This is a genomic window from Ectothiorhodospira variabilis (assembly GCF_022227625.1).
In the GTDB taxonomy this organism is placed as follows: Bacteria; Pseudomonadota; Gammaproteobacteria; order Ectothiorhodospirales; family Ectothiorhodospiraceae; genus Ectothiorhodospira; species Ectothiorhodospira haloalkaliphila.
In genome coordinates, this window is record NZ_JAJNAO010000002.1 from 1 (window position 1) to 16,987 (window position 16,987).

The following is a 16,987-nucleotide window of genomic DNA, read 5'->3' on the forward strand; positions in this document are numbered from 1 at the left end:
GGCCCGATTCAAATGTGTTGCCTGCGGTCACACGGCTCATGCCGATGTGAATGCAGCCAACAATGTATTGGCGGCAGGGCATGCCGTCATGGCCTGTGGAGGGGATGTAAGGCCGCACCCACACCTCGGTGTAGGCACGGCAGCTCCGATGAAGCAGGAACCCACCGAAGCGACTCAAATCGCATCAGCGAACTGAGCGCCGTAGGAATCTCCGGCCTTCAGGCCGGGGAGGATGTCAAAAGAAGCGTTCCCTCTTCTTCGGAGTAAAGCACCCCATATGGGAATCTCCGAGCCAACGCCCTCCGGACTTCGCCCTCAAGAACCGGCCACGCCCGTGGATAGGCCACAGCGCGTTGAATTGCTGAGTAGATCTCAACCGAGAGATCATATCCGAGGCCAGGCTCGATATCTTCGTAATATTCGACAGCCTCGCCCACTCGCGCTCGGCCTCCGGATGGAGACGAAAGCTCATCGGGCCCGGTCCCTCCAAATCCTTGCAAACACCTCTTCACCAGGAACGCTTTCGACCGCTCCGGAGCGAACCTCCTTCAAACGCTTAGCTGCCACCGCCGCCCACTTCTCGTCGATCTTGGATTCGGGCGGATTTAGGCTACGAAGGAGCGAATCAACAACGAGCGCCCGTTCCTCTACCGGAAGGGCCTCTGCCTCATGAATCAGGTCTTTGATATTCATCTAACACCTCTCATCCAAAATCTTGTACTGCCGAACGCTTTGCTCACCGGAAAATTAGGAGCGCAGCGAGTAATTTTTCCGAGTGAAGCAATTTGTTAGCCTTTTTTACAACTGAAATCTTGTTTCGCAAAACCAGTCACTTTCTGAAAGACAACTATATAATGCTGCCTGCCATGAGTTTAAATTAACAGACCGCTTTCCATCAGCTATGTCGGTTAAATGCCTTTTTAATTCAATGCTTCCACTGTCATTATATACCCTTCTTGAAACATACTCGATGCTCGCCAACTCCTCGGCAGCATGGGAAGAATATAAAGGAGCCAGCTTGAAAGTATTAAAATGATTTCTTAGTCTTTCTATCAAGACAATTCCGCACTCTTCAGGGGGATCTACATAAAATTCTATAGCTACCGGAATAGTTTCTATAATCCGCGCTTTGATCCAAACAAAGCTCTCCACGTCATCGTAGTATGGGTGAAGAGTTTCCTGTTCTGAGCACCTCGGTATATCTTCGCTTTTCGTTTTATTACAGTCCTGGCAAGCTGGAACCAGATTTAGAGGCGAAACTACCAGCGACGGAAAGTGCGCTTTGGGCAAGTGATGATCCAGTGTCGACACTACGCGCTGGGAACAAAGAGGGCATCTTCCATGCTCGGGATGGGACATTAACCTATCATAATAACCACGGCCAGGAGCAAGCTTTTTCGCCATACGCGATGTATAAACACTTTTCATTTCATCAACTGTAACGGCATTAGAGACATTATCTTTAGGAATAATTGTATGAAGTTGCGCTATTGAAGCTTTTTCATCAAATTCAACAGAGGCTGTTTCTATTTCGTGAATACAAGATAAAAGTCTTCTTTTTAATTCGGCATCTCGAACTCGCTCTATACACACTTGAAAGACATCTATTGCAGCATAGTTCGGCTTCAAAAGTTTTTTCATAATCCTCCATCCTTGACGCCAAACAAGGCTCGTAAAATACCTTTTGCCTCCAGTCCCAATTGGCCATCAAAACTTTGGACGGCTGAGTCATAATCGTCAAATTTGTTTACCGCATCGTTTAGAAGATTATGAAAACCCGAGTCTGTGTGCTCCAGCCCAAATACCTCTCTAGTCAATATTCCTACATTTTCACCAAATGATTCTGTTTCTAACCGTTCGACTTTTGAAAAATAACCACTTCTCCATAGCTTCCACGTACAATTTTTAGGGACCTCTTGAAGCACAACAGGAGAGTGGGTTGCTATTATACAAACAGCATTTCTGTTGATGAGCAGGTCAGAAAGCGATCTCACGAAAGCTGACAGTAGTGGAGGGTGGAGGTGCGCCTCCGGCTCATCTAAGAATACTAAGCTTCTCTCCTCCATTGTTTCGACCAGTCTTGTAATTGTGAGCAGTACGATTTTATGGCCCGAGCTTAAGTTCTTGAATATTCGCCCTGCGACATTTTCGAATTCCTCTTCATCTTCATGATTTAAAATGGAGACTACATCAACATCACCAAATACAGGATCTGACTCCAGCTTCCCCACAGCCCTTTTCCATCGCTCGACCTTATTCCCAGCCTTACAGGCTGATATGCTTTTTACAAATTCGTTCTTCAGTATAATAGGGCTCTTGGGTGGCAAGCTTTTTTCGCCTCCCTTTCTAACCCTTTTTAATCCAACGTATGAAAATTGTATCCCTTTAGATTTGTCTTTCTTTTCAGGTAGCGGTTCCGTCTCATCAAATGCGCTAAATGTCACGGAAACGATATTAGAAAACAGTTCACCTTCAAACTCATCTGAAGAAGTAAATTTTCCAACCTTTGATATAGGTGAACTATCATCAATGAGTGAGCTAATCATGTTATTCATCAGATGGGTTTTACCTACACCATTCCTACCAATGAGCACATGGATGTTTGTAGGTGGGTTACTCTCAGGAACCACATCAAAACTTAAAATAATTCGTTCTGAGCCGGTGCCTTTAATTACTGGAGATTTATAAGTAAAAGAATATTTTGAAAGTCTTGCACCACCTTTTGCAAGGCGGCGATATTGTCCCTTAATTGATGTATGACTAACAGATCTAAGTAGAGATGTACTAGTTACGCGCTCCCTTATTGCTTTGTCGTATACATCCTCATGTAAAGCAATATCATTAAGCGCTGACAATATTTGATCTCTAATACCCTCCCCAAGACTATTCAACTCTTCATAAAAGCTATCATCTTGACCAACGGAGAAAAACTTCTCATCTAGCGTGTGAAATTCAGCTGGTATTGCCGGCCTTCTTTGGCCTTTCTCCATGTCGAATTGGCCTATCTTGGTCGAGCCAATTAGGTTCTTCTCCTTTTTTGAGTCCACGTAAACCAATGTATACATTGTTGAGAATTCGAACCAATCATCCCAATTATCCTCAATCAGGTATGCACGATTTGGTATGTCTACAGGGCAAATCCGTCCTGCCGGAAGTACCTTAAATTTCATATTTTTCCCATTGAGGAAGCTTGCTCAGACTTACCTCGGAAGGCTAACGACCAAGCTCACCGGCGGCAATGGAGCGCAGCGGAATTGCCGTCCGGTGCAGCGCCTTGTTAGCCCGCTCCGACTACTTCTGCATATTTACTCGCAAAGATGCCATTCTCAATCCTTAAGCAAGGGATTCCCCCAACAATTGGGTAAGCCACCAATGCTTCTGGACTGAACAGCATGCCCCCAATCTGTTCCAGCGGCGTTTTGAACTTAGGACACGCGAAAATGTACGATGGTGGCACTTCATCAGCTTGTTTCTCAATAATCGTTATTGCTGTCGGATTAAGTGGATTGGCTGTAAACGGGAACAGATTGTGCGTTAAAACCCTATAACCCAGTCCTTCTGCTGTACCTCTTAGATTCTTACAATACCCATGAAGGTCCATTCGCTTCCTTGCTTCGTCGTGTGCAAGTTCGAAGCCGGGTTCCAACAAGATGAGGTATTTTCTGGTGACTCGAAATAGCTCTTGTAAGATGGGTTCTTCGTTTCCTCCATTGGGTTCTATCGAATGCGATGTGTAAACAATGTCAATTGAATTGTCAGCAAAAGGAATATGAAACAGATTACCTGTGCAGAGGGTCGTAGTATCTACACCTTTGCTCAGAAGCCAGCGCTTCGCGTATGCAACTCGTGACCAACTAAGATCAAAGCCATAGCTGCTGATGTCAGAGTCCATGTTTTCAAGCACGCCGGACAGAGTAGTAGCTTCGCCAACACCGGCTTCCAATATCGACCTCGGTGTGCACAAGGAGAGAATTATCTTGGCTATCTCTGCCGTGTAATCTCTTTTATGACTGTTCATTTCCGCGTTTTCCATCGCGGCGATGTAACTTCCCGTCTGTAAGTCATATGCAATTTCGATAATTTCATCTGAGTTGTGCTGGAGCCCATGCTCCTCTCGCAAGAGTTGGGTAATATTCTTCCCTTGCTTATACAATGCTTGTAGCTCACGGGGTGTAGTCATGTTGATTCTCGCTCCTTTTCTTATGCGGGCTAACGCTGGCTTAACCCGAAAAACCTGGAGCGGTGAAGCTGCGGAAGGATTTTTCGGTTTCAAGCCCTTGTTAGACTTCCAGAATTAAGCGACTAGCCGGCAGTCTTTAGCGCTAACCATGGTGCAACTTCTCCAGGTATGATACCAAGCGCAAGCGCTCCTAAAAACGCTAGGCCAATTATCGAGAGGTATCCGCGTTTAACAACTGCCCAAATGGATAAGGTTTTTGCCCCGTGATCCGCTTTCCAGCGCACTTTATAGCGATAGAGTCCTGCACCCCAAGCGAGGATGACGAAGACGACACCAATCCAGGCGATAGGACGTGGGTCTTGGAATGCTAGCGCCGCAACGCCGATCGTAAATGCGAGCACGCCAAGAAGCTGGTTCGAGTAATCAAAATAGTCATCAACCAACGAGGAGGAATACTGCGCTTTTTCAGGCCCGTCTGGCGCACCAAGCGCGCCCCGCTCAGCTTCACTTTTTGACTTATCCCACTCCTGCTTTATCAGGAGCTGGCACTTTTTCTCAAACTTATCAATCGAACATAAAACTTCCGCATAACGCTTAGTCTCCAGATAATCCCGGATCCGATCAATTGACTGAAGAATGTCCCTATCAAGCTCATGCGATGAATTTGGATTTAACCTCAGGCGAAGATGAACGCGACACTCCTCAAGATCAACCCAAGATGCCTTACCTTCTTTCATAATCTGCCTTGCGACGGCAACATAGTTTGCTGAAAATACTCTCATGTCCTGGCGCCACTTAGCGCGTTCCTCGGTCACAACCCTGGCGATGACCTCTTTTGTGTAGTTGGCAGATTTTCTTCTGGCGCTGTACAAGACCCCAAGAAAAGTAGTTACAGAACCTATCACTGCGCCAAGAAAAACTGCTATAGCCTCGCTCACGATATCCTCCAAAACTATGAAATATTTGTGATTTCAAGTCTAACGCCGCAATCACGCGCATGTCGCGTGCATTGCCTTGTTAGTTGCTTTCTCCTTGCGGTTTATTAGGAATTTGAAAATGTATGGTTTTTAAATCCCTGAAACCCTTATAGTCGTCATCGCAAAGATCTTCTCTAATTGCAGAAAAAAGCTTATTAAAGTCCGCCTCTCCTGGCGAAACAGCCCTTCCTGATGCGATGTGATTAACAAGCTCAACAACAGCTTGAGAGGCATATAACGGAAGCCTATTAACCTCAATACAAAACTTTTGATTCCCTTCAAAATCATATCCCGCAGGTGAGTTCTGAGTGGCCAGCTTTCTGCTGAAATGCTCAAGAAACCTGTTATAGAATTCTCTCTTAAGATTTCTGGCTTCTGTTTGTCGCTGCTTCCGGCCCTCATGCGATGCTGTTATCTGTGCGATGAAAACCGATCCTACTATGGTAGTTGCTGCTGTGATTGCGCCAATCAAAGCAATAACAACATTGTCTGATACGCTATCTTTAGATGTCATTTGCTCTAGCACAACCCACAAAAGGATTGTGAGTACTAAAATTAGCGCCGCAGAAACGAACCAGTTTATCGATTTATGCATCCCCCCCCCCTCCTTATCCAACAACTAACAGTATATTCGACAGAATCGGCCTTCCCCAGGAAAGACGGATTCTGTATAGCATGCCTGCAATTCTTCAGATCTTGCCACCCATCCCCAAAGTATTGCATCATCCAGGAATCGTTTCGTCAGACCCAGATTGGAGCCAAGGACATGGCCAACCCTCCTCTTACGGACAAAGAGCGCGCTTTCTGGTCCCGCTTTAGCAAACATCTGATTCAAAAAGGAATCAAGCCGGAATCGGTGCGCTGGTATCGGATTCGGGCGGAGCAGGTCATCCGTGCTTTCCCCCGTCGACGACTGGCCTCCCTCACCCCTGACGACATCTCGGACTATCTGCTCAAGGTGGGCGAATCCCCTAACCTGGAGCCTTGGCAGTACCTGCAGGTCATCGACGCTATACAGATTCTGTATAAGTTGGCACACACGGAATGGAGTGACACTTTCGACTGGGACTACTGGCGTGCTTCGGCCAAGGCCTTGGAACCACAGCACGCGACCCTGGCCCGTGAGTATGTGCCCCTCACACCAGCGCAGTTTGCCCAGCATGTGGGCGACAAACGCTTTGCGCCGTTGATACTTTCCCATCAGCCTGTTTTTGAAAAGCTGATTGCGGTGATGCGAACTCGCAATATGTCCATCAGGACGGAAAAATCCTATATGGGCTGGATCTGCAGATTCATCCACCATTGCGATGGAGAGGCGCCCACGGTGCTCTCCAGGGAAGAAGTGCGGCGCATGCTTGGTGAATTGGCGGGGGTTCCTTGGCTGGTCGCCTCTCTGCTCTACGGGACCGGGATGAGATTGATGAAATGTCTGCGGCTTCGCGTAGAGCGCGTGGAATTTGACCGGGGATTGATCGTGGTGAGATGTACCCACCCTACCCCATTCAGGCCGTACCGCTTCCCTGTATTCCATGTCCTTTTCCGTGCTGCTGCGTGGTCCTGATTTTAAGGCTATCCGATTCTCAGGCCCATTTCACGTTTCAGTTCGGATTTGCCAAAGGGGCCAACTCGGAAGGCTGATTTGCATCAAGTCTGCGCCCCTCTCACTCCCCCACCCTCTCAAACATCCCCAAATAAGCCTGCCTCGCCATCACCGGCAACCCCGCCACCGCCAGCACATCCTCCAGATGCTCCGGGGTGCTGATGCCCGCCAGGCTCGTCCCCACCCCAGGCGTCGATCGATTGAACTGCAAGGCCCTTTGGGCAGGATTGGGCAGAGCCGCCAGGGCACGCGCAACCGTGTCCACTGACTGGTTGCCCAGGTGGCCCTTGAGGAGGGTGTGGGAGGCCATGAGGTAGAGCTGGAGTTGATGGGCGGCCTGGATGGGGGAGGCGACGTTGCCCTGGCCGGTGGCGGTGTTGAAGCGGGTGAAGCCCTCCAGCATCACCTGGTTGAAGGGCATCATTACCAGCTTGAAATGATGCCGGGCCTGGGGGTCGCCGGTGACGGTGCGGGCGGCGCGTTCGGCCAGGCCCACCAGGGAGGTCAGGGAGAGGAACAGGGGGGCGTCGGTCTCCACGCGGAAGCTCTCGAAGGTGGAGAGGCCGTAGCGGCGGAGGCGGCCTTCCTGCACGGCGCGCTCGAGCATTTCGAACACGGGCTCCAGTCGTTGCAGGGTGGCCTCCTTGCCGCACTCGGGGATGTGGACCTCGGGTTGGTCCACCAGGAAGGCGTCCAGGGTTTCCACGCCCATGAGGTGGCGCGACAGTTCCAGTTGGTAGTTCAGGTATTCGGGGGTGAGCAGGTGGGCGCCCTTGGCCAGGTGTTCGCGGCTGCCGAGCCCCTGGGCGGTGATCTCGTCCTGGAACCACTGGGCCATGTCGGCGGGTGGGCCGCCGCGCAGGGTGAGAAAGCCGCCCTTGGAGACCAGGAACATGGCCTCCCGGGGCACGCCGGCCTCCAGGGCGGTGCGCACGCCGGCGCCCACGGCGGCCAGGGAGCGGCCGTAGCGGTAGTGGGCGCCGGTGTCGATCACGTTGATGCCGGCCCCCAGGGCCCGGGCCACGATGGCGCTGATGCGGGCGTCCACGGCGGCGCTGGGTTCACCGCCGAAGCTGCCCACGCCCAGGCTGGACAGGCGCAGGTGTTCCCGGGGGAACTCGCTGTAATGCCCCTCGGCCACCCGGCCGGCGCTTTGATGGGCCTCGGCGTAGGCCTGGGTGGCGGCGCGGGTGGCGGCGCCGGGGATGAGATGATTTTTTTTGCTCACGAGGTTCCCGGGCTATGGACGGTGCATGGACATCTGGTTATATAATCATAACCTTAAACAAGACGACACTGAGGTAGCCGATGGCACTGGTCAAGCTGGTCAAACTGAACAACCTGCAATACAACGCCAATCGCGACCCGGAGTTCTATCGCCGCCCGGTGGGCAAGGAATTCCGGCTGCAGGCCGTGTTGAACGGCACCGGCAGCGCCAAGGCCCGCTTTGTGGCCGAGGGCAAGACCCTGTGCGAGACGCAGGTCCCGATGCCCGGCACCTTCGACTGCCGTTTCAAGTACGACACCGCCGGCACCCGGGTGGGCACTCTCAGCATCGAGGGCAACGGCGAAACCTTCACCCAGGACATCCGTATCGACACCACGGAACATGCCTGGGTGGGCTGATCGGGTTCAGCCTCCCCAGCCGTAGAGCTCGAAAAACCGGGGCAGCATCTCCTGCAGTTCTGCCTCGGTGAAAAACCGGTCCGCCCGGGCCAGGCGCATGTCTCCCTGCAGATCCGCATCGCCCCCCACGCAGAACACCGGCAGGTTGATCTGGTACTGCATGCGCAGGGTCTGGATCACGTCCAGCGGATCGAAGGCCTCGGGATCATCCAGATCCAGCACCATGAAGCGATGCAGCAGGAGTTCGTTCCAGGGGCCGATATCGTCCAGGTCCGTCACCGTCACCTGCGTCCAGCCCGCCGGCGTCAGCGGCTCCAGTGATTGCAGCAGGGCATCCCGGGTGCTCATGACGATGAAGCGCCGCTCCATGCGGGACTCGATGGTGGGGCCCTGCCCCAGGTCGGCGGGGTCTTGGGGTGCCATGGTGCCTCAGGAGAAGTAGCGGAAGTAGAAATCCGACCGGGACAGGTCGTCGTAGAGCTTGGCCCGCTCCTCCACCCCCAGCTTGAGGATCTGGATCAGGGCCTGCGCCTGCTGACCGTCGACGATGTGCATCTGCCCCACCAGGTCCTGGTCGGGGCTGAGGCAATGGGACACCAGCTCGTCCGGCTGTTCCACATAGATCAGAAAGGCCTTGCAGGTTTCATCTTCGGGCTCCAGGGGCTGCATCAGTACCTTGCCCAGCCAGGCCAGACGGGCCACCTGGTTGAACTGGTGGATGTCGAACTTCTTGCCCCGCCGGTAGCGGTTGAGCTGGTTGCGCAGGTCACTGACATTGGTGATGTCGATCTTTTTCATCGGGCCTCCCGGGCCGGGCCTTCAGTCGGCGTCGTGATCGAAGGTGCCCACCGACTCCCCCGCCATCTGCCGGCGCACCACGGCCACATCCCGCTCATTGAGGGCGAAGGGGAATGACATGATGTCGGTGGGGCTGGAGTCGCCATAGGGGCGGGTGCAGGCCGAGACGGTGTCCTCGTCCGAGCGACCCGGGCAGCCGGAGGTGCGGAAGGGGGTGCCTTCGTTGATCAGGGCCTCCAGTTCTGCCGGTTCCAGCCCGTATTCCACCACCTCGCCGGCGGCGTTGAAGCGCATGTCTTCCACCCGGACATCCATGAAGTCGATGATGTAGCGGGCCAGCTGCACCCGACGCCACTGGGCTCGGGGCACCGGGGACCAGTCCTCCATCAGCGAGCCCTCCTCGGGGAAGAAGGCAAACAGATGATTGTGGCCCCCCATGTCTCGCACTCGCTGACACACTTCCAGCATTTCCTGTTCCGTCTCGCCCATGCCGCAGATCAGGTGCACGCCAAAGCGCTCCGGCCCGTAGATCTCGGCGGCCCATTCCAGGGTTTCCCAGTACTTGTCCCAGCGGTGGGGGCTGTCCACGGTGGCGCCCCGGGTGCGCTCGAAGATCTGTGGTGTGGCCGCGTCCAGGGCCACGGTGAAGATCTGGGCCCCCGCCTCCTTGAGCTGGACCAGGTCGTCCCGGGACATGGAGGTGGGGTTGGAGAGGATGGAGGCCGGGATGTGGGGTACGGCCTCCACCCAGCGCTTGAGCAGGGCCAGGGTGTCGGCGTCGGAGTCCGGGTGGGTGATCATGGAGATGCACATGCGCTCGAAACGGCCCCGGTCCGCGCCTTCCTGCATGCGCTGGATCACATCCTCGTAACGGGCGGTGGGCCAGTCCACGCGGATGAAGTTGCGATCGGCATAGTCCTGGGATTCCTCCCGGTGGCGGGCCAGGCCGCAGTAGCTGCAGTTGGCCCGGCAGCCCTCGGGATAGGTGACCAGCAGGTTGAGGCAATGGGTGCAGTCGGTGCGGTGCATCCAGCCACGCACCAGCCCCAGGGTGATGGCCGCCGCCGTGGACATCTGCACGTACTCGGGCGAACGCATCTCCGGGGTCTTGATATAGGGATCGGGCCGATAGAAGTTAACGGGTTCGTCGGCGACCATGCTCTCCGGGGTGCTCATGGATGTCTCCTCCTCTGGTGCGGTGTCAGCCCGCACGTCTGTCTCTTGGATCCGCGCCGCTCACTGGGCGATGGGATCATTGAAGTATTCGCCAAACGCAATCCAGCCACGCCGGTGCACGGCATCCTCGCGGGCCTCGGGCCGATGCCACACGCGGCCCAGTTCCCGGCGCCGGGCCACGGCCCGCTCCAGGCTGGGGCCGTAACGGTCGCACAGGTCTTCCTGATAATCCGCCAGGGCCGCTTCATCGCCCCCCAGCCAGGCAGCCACCGCCTCCCCCGCCAGTTCGCCGGAGACCACGGCCGGGGCAATGCCGCCGCCGGTGATGGGATGCGTCAGGCCCGCCGCGTCGCCGGCGAACACCACCGCCCCCTCGAACACGCGAGGGCGCAGTCCGCCCACGGGGATGGCGCCGCCGGTGCGGCTCAGGATCGCCTCCCCCACCCAGCCGGCTTCTACCAGTTCCCGGTGCAAGGCATCCAGAGGGGTCTTGAGGTCCGGGGCCAGGGCCTTGTCCATGCCCAGGCCCAGGTTGGCCTGCCCCTCGCGGGGGAACAGCCAGGCATAGCCACCCGGGTAGTTCGGGGAGAGCCAGATCACGGTGTCGTCCCGGGGCTGTGTCAGGGGGACGGTGTATTGACGGGTCTGCACGGTCTCGAGGGCGGGCCAGCCCAGCTGGGCGGCCACCGGGGAATGGGGGCCGTCGGCGGCCACCAGGGCGCGGAAGGTGATGGTCTGCTCCCGGCCTGCATGGCGCACCCGGGCGCGGCGGGCCTCGGGATCCACCTCCAGCAGCATGGCGTCGGTCCAGAGGGTGGCACCTTGTGCCTGGGCTCGCGCGGCGATGGCCTGATCGAAGGCTGCCCGGTCGATCATGATGCCGGGGAAATCCGATGCCTGGCTGGCACCGGACGGTAACAGGGTGGTCATGTGCCGGATGGGCTGGGAGAACACGCCCGGGTCCCGGGCATAGCTGCCCATGGGCAGGGGGATGAACTCGGCGCATTGCACGGGCTGGCCGATCACTGCCCGTCGGTCGATGCCCAGCACCGACAGGCCCTCCGCAGCGGCCACCCGGGCGGCACTGCCCCCGGCCGGGCCCAGCCCCACCACCAGGACGTCAACCGACGGCATGGGTGGGGTTGTCACCGTTGGCGGGCGCGGCGTCGTCCGAATCCAGGGCCAGACGCAGCACGCGGATGAAGTCATCCCGGGTGAGCATGAGCATTTCCACCGGGTAGTCATCGAAGAAGTCGTGCAGGGTGCGCTCCAGGTCTGCCACGGCAATGCCGCGCAAGGCCGCCTCCAGGTCCACCAGCATGCGCCGGGGGTTGGTGAAGAAGTCACCGGTGATCCACACCTGACCGATGCGCCCCCGCTCCCGATCCAGGCTGACCCCGGCCCGCATCAGGCCCCCGGGGGCGCGGTGCACGGCTTCCAGCAGCGGCGAATCCACCGCCGGACGGTTGCGCTGGTAGATCCACTCGTCGCTGTCCATCTCCCGCAGGGCCTGCTCGAAACGGCTCTGTTCCACGCCATCCATGCTATCAGCGGGGGCCAGTTCCACATTGAAGGTTTCGGCAAAGGCCTCGGCCAGTGATTGCTGGATGGTTTCCAGCGGCGGCAGTTCGCCCAGGAGTTCACGCAGGTTGGCCACCCGGTCCCGGGCGGAGGCGATGGCCTTGTCGGACAGTTTCTCGGCGGGGATGCGCAGCACCCGCAGCATGCGTTCCACGTCGAAGTCGATGAGCAGGGTGCCCTGGTACATGATGGAGTCGCCATCGAAGGCCCCTCCCGTGCCGGAGATCTTGCGCCCGTCCACCTCGATGTCGTTGCGGGGACGGAACTGGGCATCCACCCCCAGTCGGCTGATGCCCCGGGCCGCCGCGCGACAGATGCGCCCGGCGATCTTTTCCATGTCTGACGAGCCCACGAAACGCTTGTCCACGTAGAGCTCCCAGCCGATCTGGGTGGGATCGAAATAGATGGCACCACCGCCGGTGATGCGGCGCTGGATGTCGATGCCCTCGGCGCGGCAGACCTCGGTGAGCAGTTCCTGGTCCACGTTCTGGTGAAACCCCACCAGGGCCGAGGGCTCGAAACGCAGGAAGCGCAGGGTATGGGGGGAGTGCCCCTCCTGATGACATTCCAGCAGGGAGCGGTTCAGGGCCAGGTTCTCGGCAGCCCGTCTCAGGCCCGTATCCAGAACCCGCAGGGTACGTTCGTCGCGCATCATCAATCTCCAACCAGCATTCAGGGCCCGGAGGCCCCCTGTTCCATGACCACCGGGATACCGCCAGGCCCCATTCCCGAGGCACTGCGTTGCCGCCGCCGCGCCCGCTCATCGGCGACGATGGCCTTCAGATCAACTTCCAGGGCGGCCTGGCCGTCGTTCAGGGCCATGACCTCCTCCCCCACCGCCATGGAGCAGCAGGAAGGGATCACCCGCACCCGGCGGCCCAGGCGGGCCGAGAGCTCCACCACGCCGTCGGCGGGGTGGGCCAGGCCATCGATGCCGGCCATCACTGCGTAGGCATCCATCTCGCCCTTCACCTGCCCCGCCGGACGGGCACAGCCCAGCAGCAGCGGCAGGTCCCGCAGTGCGCGGCGTGCATCATGGAAGAAGTGCCCCACGTCCACCGCCCGGGGCGTGACGAAGGGCTTGCTGTCGGGCGCATAGAAGGGCATGACCACCACCAGCACCACGGCATCGGGCCGATGACGCTGGATCATTTTAAGGGCCTCCCATTCCCCCAGGAAGTGCCCGTAGTGCAGGCCCATGACGATATGGGGCACCACCTTCATGCGGGTGTTCACCAGGGCCTCCAGGGTGGCCTCGAAATCCGCCACCGTCCGCTTGAGGTGATAGACCTGGGTGATGGTCTCCTGGGCGCCGATCACGTCCATCATGGCCGCGTCGATGCCGGCCTGTTCCATGCACCGGGCGGCGTCGTCATCCACCAGCGCCGTGTGCAGGGCGATGCGAAATCCGGGGAAGCTGTCCTTGATGCGACGAATGGTGTCGTAGAAGGGGCCGTACTCCACCTCATTGCGGTGGTTGGAGCCGCCGGTGAGCAGCATGCCCTGCCCGCCCTGCTCCACGATGTCATTGACCACTCGCCACAGGGCCTCGGGGGTGCGGGCCGGGATCATGGGCTCCAGCAGCTTGGCCTTGCAGTGATCGCAGCGCAGCTTGCAGTCGGGCCCGGTGATGGACACCGCCGGCCAGGCGTTCTTGCCACAGCTGCTGATCTCCGAGGTCTGGAAGCTCTTGAAGGTGGGGGTGTAGAGGTCCACGGGATGGCCCCTGCCGCGGAATCGGGGTTCGTTCTCTGCCTCGAGGGTTTGCACCAGGTCCGCGTCCAGCGGGATGTCCTCAAGGGGCTCCACGCGGCGCACGAGGTCTTCCCAGGGGCTCGAGGAGGTGTCGCTGATGAGGCTCATGGGGTTCCTTTTTGAGGTCCGTGTTACGGGGAGAGGCTGGCTCAGGGAAAGCCCCGGGGCGCCCCCCTGGCCATGGGAACCATGAGGGCGGGTGAACGGGGGGCGGACCGGTCAGCCCGCCCCTGGGCCGCTCCTGGAGGCAATGGGGCCTTCAGCAGCCCTTGAAGCCATCCGCTTCCATCTTGGCCTTGAAGGCTTCGAGGGCATCGCTGCCGGTCTTCAGGGTGGCAGAGTCGCCATCCCAGTTATCGGGCGTGATCTTCACCAGCCACCCTTCGCCATAAGGATCGTCGTTGATCAGGGCGGGATTGGCCGACACGGCGTCATTCACCGCGGCCACCTCACCACCGATGGGGGACTTGGCAGGCCCCACCCACTTGCCGGATTCCACCGTGGCGCAGGACTTGTCCTTCTTCACGGACTTGCCCGCCTTCTTGGGGGTGTAGGACACCACCTGACCGGCCAGGGAGCCGGCATAGGAAGTGAGGCCGATGGTGGCCGTGCCGTCGGATTCCTGGCGGACCCAGACGTTGTTCTCGATGCTGTAGAGGAGGTCCTCCGGTAGGTCACAACCTTTGACTTCGCTCATGCTTTCCTCCTGATGCTTATATGGTTATTGATGTTCGCTTGATCAGTATCCGGGTCACCGCCCCATCACATGGTGATCTGGATCAAGGCGCGTGGCACACCGGCCCTAGAAGGACAGGACCTTGTCCCCCCGCAGCATCAGGTCCCCCAGGTCGCTGGCCCGGGCCACGTGGTCCACCTCGTCGATGAGATCGGTGGCCGGATCCAGGCCGTAGCCCGGCAGCGCCGGGTCACACACGTGCAGTGTCACCCCCGCGCGCTTGGCATCCCGGATGAAATCGATCAGGTACTTGCCCCCCTCCATGGCCTGCAAGCCCTCGGCCACGCCCTTTTGCATGAGCTTGACCCCTTCCATGGTGAAGAACAGATGCACATCGGCATCCATGGCGGCCAGCACCGACCCCAGGTAGAACGGGGTGGCACAGCGGGCCGGCGTACTGGGGCCGCTGGTCATCACCAGCACCACCGTCTGTTCGTCTCCGTACAGGTAATCCGGCTGCTTGGTCACGGTGCGCCCCGTCAGTCCCGATGACAGTGGATGTCATCGCGCCGGGCCCGATCGCAGTAGCCCTCGTAGGCGGCATCGCCGGTCAGGTAGTCCTCCAGCACGCTCGCACCACCCCCTTCCACTTCCACCCGCGCGACCCAGGCCCCGTAGGGGTCCTTGTTGAGCAGATCGGGCTGATCCATCACCGCCTCATTGGCCTCCACGATGGTGCAGTCCATGAAGTTGGGAATGGGACCGGCCCACTTGCCGCTCTCGATGGTGGCCACCGGTTTACCCGGTGGCCGCCGTGTGCCGGGGCGACGAACACGCACATGGAGAATGTGACCGGCAATGGCCTGGGAGAGATCGGTCATGCCCACCGTGAGGGTGTCGTCCTCTTCCAGACGCAGCCAGATCTGGTACTCCGCGTCGTAATACAGCTCCGGTTTGAACTCGCAGCCATTGCATTCCATGCGGGTCAGAATACCCCCCGATCCTTGAGGAAACCAATGGAGTCGCTCACGTTTTCGTGAATCCCCAGCTTGCGTGGCGAGAGCCCCATGGCCAGGCCCAGCAGCTGGGTGAAATACAGGATCTTCACGTTGGTCTTGATGCCGAATTCGGTCTCGGCCCGCACCTGGTGCATCTCCAGCCCCGAATGGCAGGTGGGGCATTCGGTGGCGATCACCTCGGCGCCGGAGTCTTCCGCCGCCTGCAGCAGGTTGAGCACCAGCTGGGTGGAGGTGTCGGAGTCCGACAGGGTGTGGGCACCGCCGCAGCAGGCGGTCTTGAGGGGGAAGTCCACATTCACGCCGCCGGCGGCTTCCAGCAGGTCATCCATGAAATGGGGCTTGTAGCTGGACTCGGAGCCCGGGCCCTGGTCCTTTTCCGGGAAGATCTGCCGGGGCCGGGTGTACATGCAGCCATAGTAGTTGGCGATCTTGATGCCGTTGAGGCTCTTGGTGAACTTCTTCTTGATGCCCTCGGGGCCCAGTTCCTCCATCAGCCACTCCAGCAGGTGCAGGGTGCGCACGTCGCCGGTGTAGACGGGGTCATCGGACTTGCGGGCCAGATCCTGAATGGTCTGCATCACCTCCTCGGAGGTGGCGGTTTCGAACTCGGCCTTCTTGAGGTTGTGATAGCAGCCATTGCAGGGCGCCATGACGGTGTCCAGGCCCATCTGCTCGGTGGCGATGGCCAGGTTGCGGGCCGAGAGATAGGTCTGCAGCATGGGATGAACGTTCTTCACCTCCATGGCCCCGCAGCAGTTGTAGTCCCGCAGATTTTCCATTTCCAGGCCCAGGGAGTTCACCAGCACCCGGGTGGACTTGTCATAGGGACCGCCGGAACCTTCCAGCGCGCAACCGGGGTAGTATGCAACCTTAGCCATGGGCGGCCTCCTTCTGTTCACGGACGTATTGCTGGAGCACCTCGCCGGTGCGACCCCAGGATTTGGTGCGGGGCTTCATGAGCACGTTGCGACCGAACTTGAGCCCCAGGCTCACCGGCAGATGCCGGGCCAGGCGCAGGCCGAACACCTGAAGCCAGTTCTGGAACATGGACTGACCGGTCTTCTTGTAGAAGCCCATGAGCACGTGGCTGTCCTCGATGCGCCCACGCGCATAGATCTGCTCGGTGAATTCCTCGTCGAAGATGGTGGACGGCGTCTTCTCGGTGATGCCCTCCTCTTCCATCCAGTGGGCCAGGGCCTTCATGACGCCCTCGGGCCGCACGTCCTTGGGGCAGATGTTCGTGCACTTGTTGCAGGACACGCACTGCCAGACGATGTCCTTGTCCTTGATGATCTCTTCCTTGAGCCCCAGGCGAACCGCGTAGATCCAGTAGCGGGGATTGAACTGCACGTTCTGGGCGTACATGGTGCAGGAGTTGGTGCAGGAGCCACACTGCCAGCAGCGATGCACGTTCTCGCCGCCGGGGATGGCCTGGATCTTCGCCTCGAAATCATCATCGTAGTCGGTGAGGGTTCGCGGCGTGATCATCGTGTTCCAGTGCCCGGACACGTCCACCCCGTCCACCACCAGTTCGTCGTGGTGGAGCAGGCGTTCGGGCTCGATGAGGGACTTCTCGTGTATCGCCATGCTGTTCTCCGA

At 58.2% G+C, this 16,987-nt stretch carries 20 protein-coding genes; 2 read left to right on the forward strand and 18 right to left on the reverse strand.

Going from position 1 to position 16,987, the window contains the following annotated elements; all coding sequences use genetic code 11:
* Positions 1 to 468: 468 nt before the first annotated feature.
* The 6 genes from LPW30_RS02520 to LPW30_RS02545 all read right to left on the reverse strand — a co-directional run bounded on the left by LPW30_RS02520 (position 469) and on the right by LPW30_RS02545 (position 5,752).
* Positions 469 to 693, reverse strand: a complete 225-nt coding sequence (locus tag LPW30_RS02520) for an addiction module protein (RefSeq protein ID WP_239680011.1) — start codon at positions 691 to 693, stop codon at positions 469 to 471.
* A gap of 105 nt (positions 694 to 798) precedes the next feature.
* Entirely contained in the window at positions 799 to 1,641 is an 843-nt protein-coding gene (locus tag LPW30_RS02525; RefSeq protein WP_239680012.1) for an HNH endonuclease, read from the reverse strand.
* Entirely contained in the window at positions 1,638 to 3,170 is a 1,533-nt protein-coding gene (locus LPW30_RS02530) for an AAA family ATPase (RefSeq protein WP_239680013.1), read from the reverse strand. Before LPW30_RS02530 ends, LPW30_RS02525 begins: the two co-directional genes overlap by 4 nt.
* 107 nt (positions 3,171 to 3,277) lie before the next feature.
* The gene (locus tag LPW30_RS02535; protein ID WP_239680014.1) at positions 3,278 to 4,180 is read right to left on the reverse strand and encodes a methyltransferase domain-containing protein; all 903 of its coding nucleotides are present in this window, start codon (positions 4,178 to 4,180) and stop codon (positions 3,278 to 3,280) included.
* A 122-nt stretch (positions 4,181 to 4,302) separates the two neighbouring features.
* A complete protein-coding gene (locus LPW30_RS02540) occupies positions 4,303 to 5,118 on the reverse strand; it encodes a hypothetical protein (RefSeq protein WP_239680015.1) in 816 nt (271 codons plus the stop codon).
* A 79-nt stretch (positions 5,119 to 5,197) separates the two neighbouring features.
* The gene (locus LPW30_RS02545) at positions 5,198 to 5,752 is read right to left on the reverse strand and encodes a hypothetical protein (protein ID WP_239680016.1); all 555 of its coding nucleotides are present in this window, start codon (positions 5,750 to 5,752) and stop codon (positions 5,198 to 5,200) included.
* Positions 5,753 to 5,923: 171 nt separating this feature from the next.
* Here LPW30_RS02545 and LPW30_RS02550 point away from each other — a divergent pair, with 171 nt between their 5' ends.
* A complete protein-coding gene (locus tag LPW30_RS02550) occupies positions 5,924 to 6,718 on the forward strand; it encodes a phage integrase N-terminal SAM-like domain-containing protein (RefSeq protein ID WP_239680017.1) in 795 nt (264 codons plus the stop codon).
* Between the two features lie 100 nt (positions 6,719 to 6,818).
* Here LPW30_RS02550 and LPW30_RS02555 read toward each other — a convergent pair whose 3' ends face one another.
* A complete protein-coding gene (locus LPW30_RS02555) occupies positions 6,819 to 7,985 on the reverse strand; it encodes an aldo/keto reductase (protein ID WP_239680018.1) in 1,167 nt (388 codons plus the stop codon).
* An 80-nt stretch (positions 7,986 to 8,065) separates the two neighbouring features.
* Here LPW30_RS02555 and LPW30_RS02560 point away from each other — a divergent pair, with 80 nt between their 5' ends.
* On the forward strand, positions 8,066 to 8,383 hold the full coding sequence (locus tag LPW30_RS02560) for a hypothetical protein (RefSeq protein WP_025282099.1): 318 nt from the start codon (positions 8,066 to 8,068) through the stop codon (positions 8,381 to 8,383).
* A 6-nt stretch (positions 8,384 to 8,389) separates the two neighbouring features.
* Here LPW30_RS02560 and LPW30_RS02565 read toward each other — a convergent pair whose 3' ends face one another.
* From LPW30_RS02565 to LPW30_RS02615, 11 genes are all read right to left on the reverse strand, one after another.
* Complete coding sequence (locus LPW30_RS02565; RefSeq protein ID WP_239680019.1) at positions 8,390 to 8,806, reverse strand: hypothetical protein; 417 nt, start codon at positions 8,804 to 8,806, stop codon at positions 8,390 to 8,392.
* Positions 8,807 to 8,812: 6 nt separating this feature from the next.
* On the reverse strand, positions 8,813 to 9,181 hold the full coding sequence (locus LPW30_RS02570; protein ID WP_239680020.1) for a hypothetical protein: 369 nt from the start codon (positions 9,179 to 9,181) through the stop codon (positions 8,813 to 8,815).
* A gap of 21 nt (positions 9,182 to 9,202) precedes the next feature.
* On the reverse strand, positions 9,203 to 10,357 hold the full coding sequence (locus LPW30_RS02575; protein ID WP_239680021.1) for a radical SAM protein: 1,155 nt from the start codon (positions 10,355 to 10,357) through the stop codon (positions 9,203 to 9,205).
* Positions 10,358 to 10,417: 60 nt separating this feature from the next.
* Positions 10,418 to 11,491, reverse strand: a complete 1,074-nt coding sequence (locus LPW30_RS02580; protein WP_239680022.1) for a geranylgeranyl reductase family protein — start codon at positions 11,489 to 11,491, stop codon at positions 10,418 to 10,420.
* Entirely contained in the window at positions 11,478 to 12,590 is a 1,113-nt protein-coding gene (locus LPW30_RS02585) for a lipoate--protein ligase family protein (RefSeq protein WP_239680023.1), read from the reverse strand. Before LPW30_RS02585 ends, LPW30_RS02580 begins: the two co-directional genes overlap by 14 nt.
* Before the next feature lie 20 nt (positions 12,591 to 12,610).
* Positions 12,611 to 13,801 carry a radical SAM protein gene (locus tag LPW30_RS02590; RefSeq protein ID WP_239680024.1) on the reverse strand — a complete coding sequence of 397 codons (1,191 nt, stop codon included), beginning with the start codon at positions 13,799 to 13,801 and terminating at the stop codon, positions 12,611 to 12,613.
* A gap of 151 nt (positions 13,802 to 13,952) precedes the next feature.
* Positions 13,953 to 14,390, reverse strand: coding sequence for a glycine cleavage system protein GcvH (gene gcvH, locus LPW30_RS02595; RefSeq protein WP_239680025.1), 438 nt, complete (start codon positions 14,388 to 14,390; stop codon positions 13,953 to 13,955).
* Positions 14,391 to 14,495: 105 nt separating this feature from the next.
* Positions 14,496 to 14,843 carry a DsrE family protein gene (locus LPW30_RS02600; protein WP_084306756.1) on the reverse strand — a complete coding sequence of 116 codons (348 nt, stop codon included), beginning with the start codon at positions 14,841 to 14,843 and terminating at the stop codon, positions 14,496 to 14,498.
* 65 nt (positions 14,844 to 14,908) lie between these two features.
* The gene (locus tag LPW30_RS02605; RefSeq protein WP_239680026.1) at positions 14,909 to 15,349 is read right to left on the reverse strand and encodes a biotin/lipoyl attachment domain-containing protein; all 441 of its coding nucleotides are present in this window, start codon (positions 15,347 to 15,349) and stop codon (positions 14,909 to 14,911) included.
* Positions 15,350 to 15,354: 5 nt separating this feature from the next.
* A complete protein-coding gene (locus LPW30_RS02610) occupies positions 15,355 to 16,266 on the reverse strand; it encodes a CoB--CoM heterodisulfide reductase iron-sulfur subunit B family protein (protein WP_025282109.1) in 912 nt (303 codons plus the stop codon).
* Positions 16,259 to 16,975, reverse strand: coding sequence for a 4Fe-4S dicluster domain-containing protein (locus LPW30_RS02615; RefSeq protein ID WP_025282110.1), 717 nt, complete (start codon positions 16,973 to 16,975; stop codon positions 16,259 to 16,261). The genes LPW30_RS02610 and LPW30_RS02615 overlap by 8 nt, the downstream gene beginning before the upstream one ends.
* Between the last annotated feature and the right edge of the window lie 12 nt (positions 16,976 to 16,987).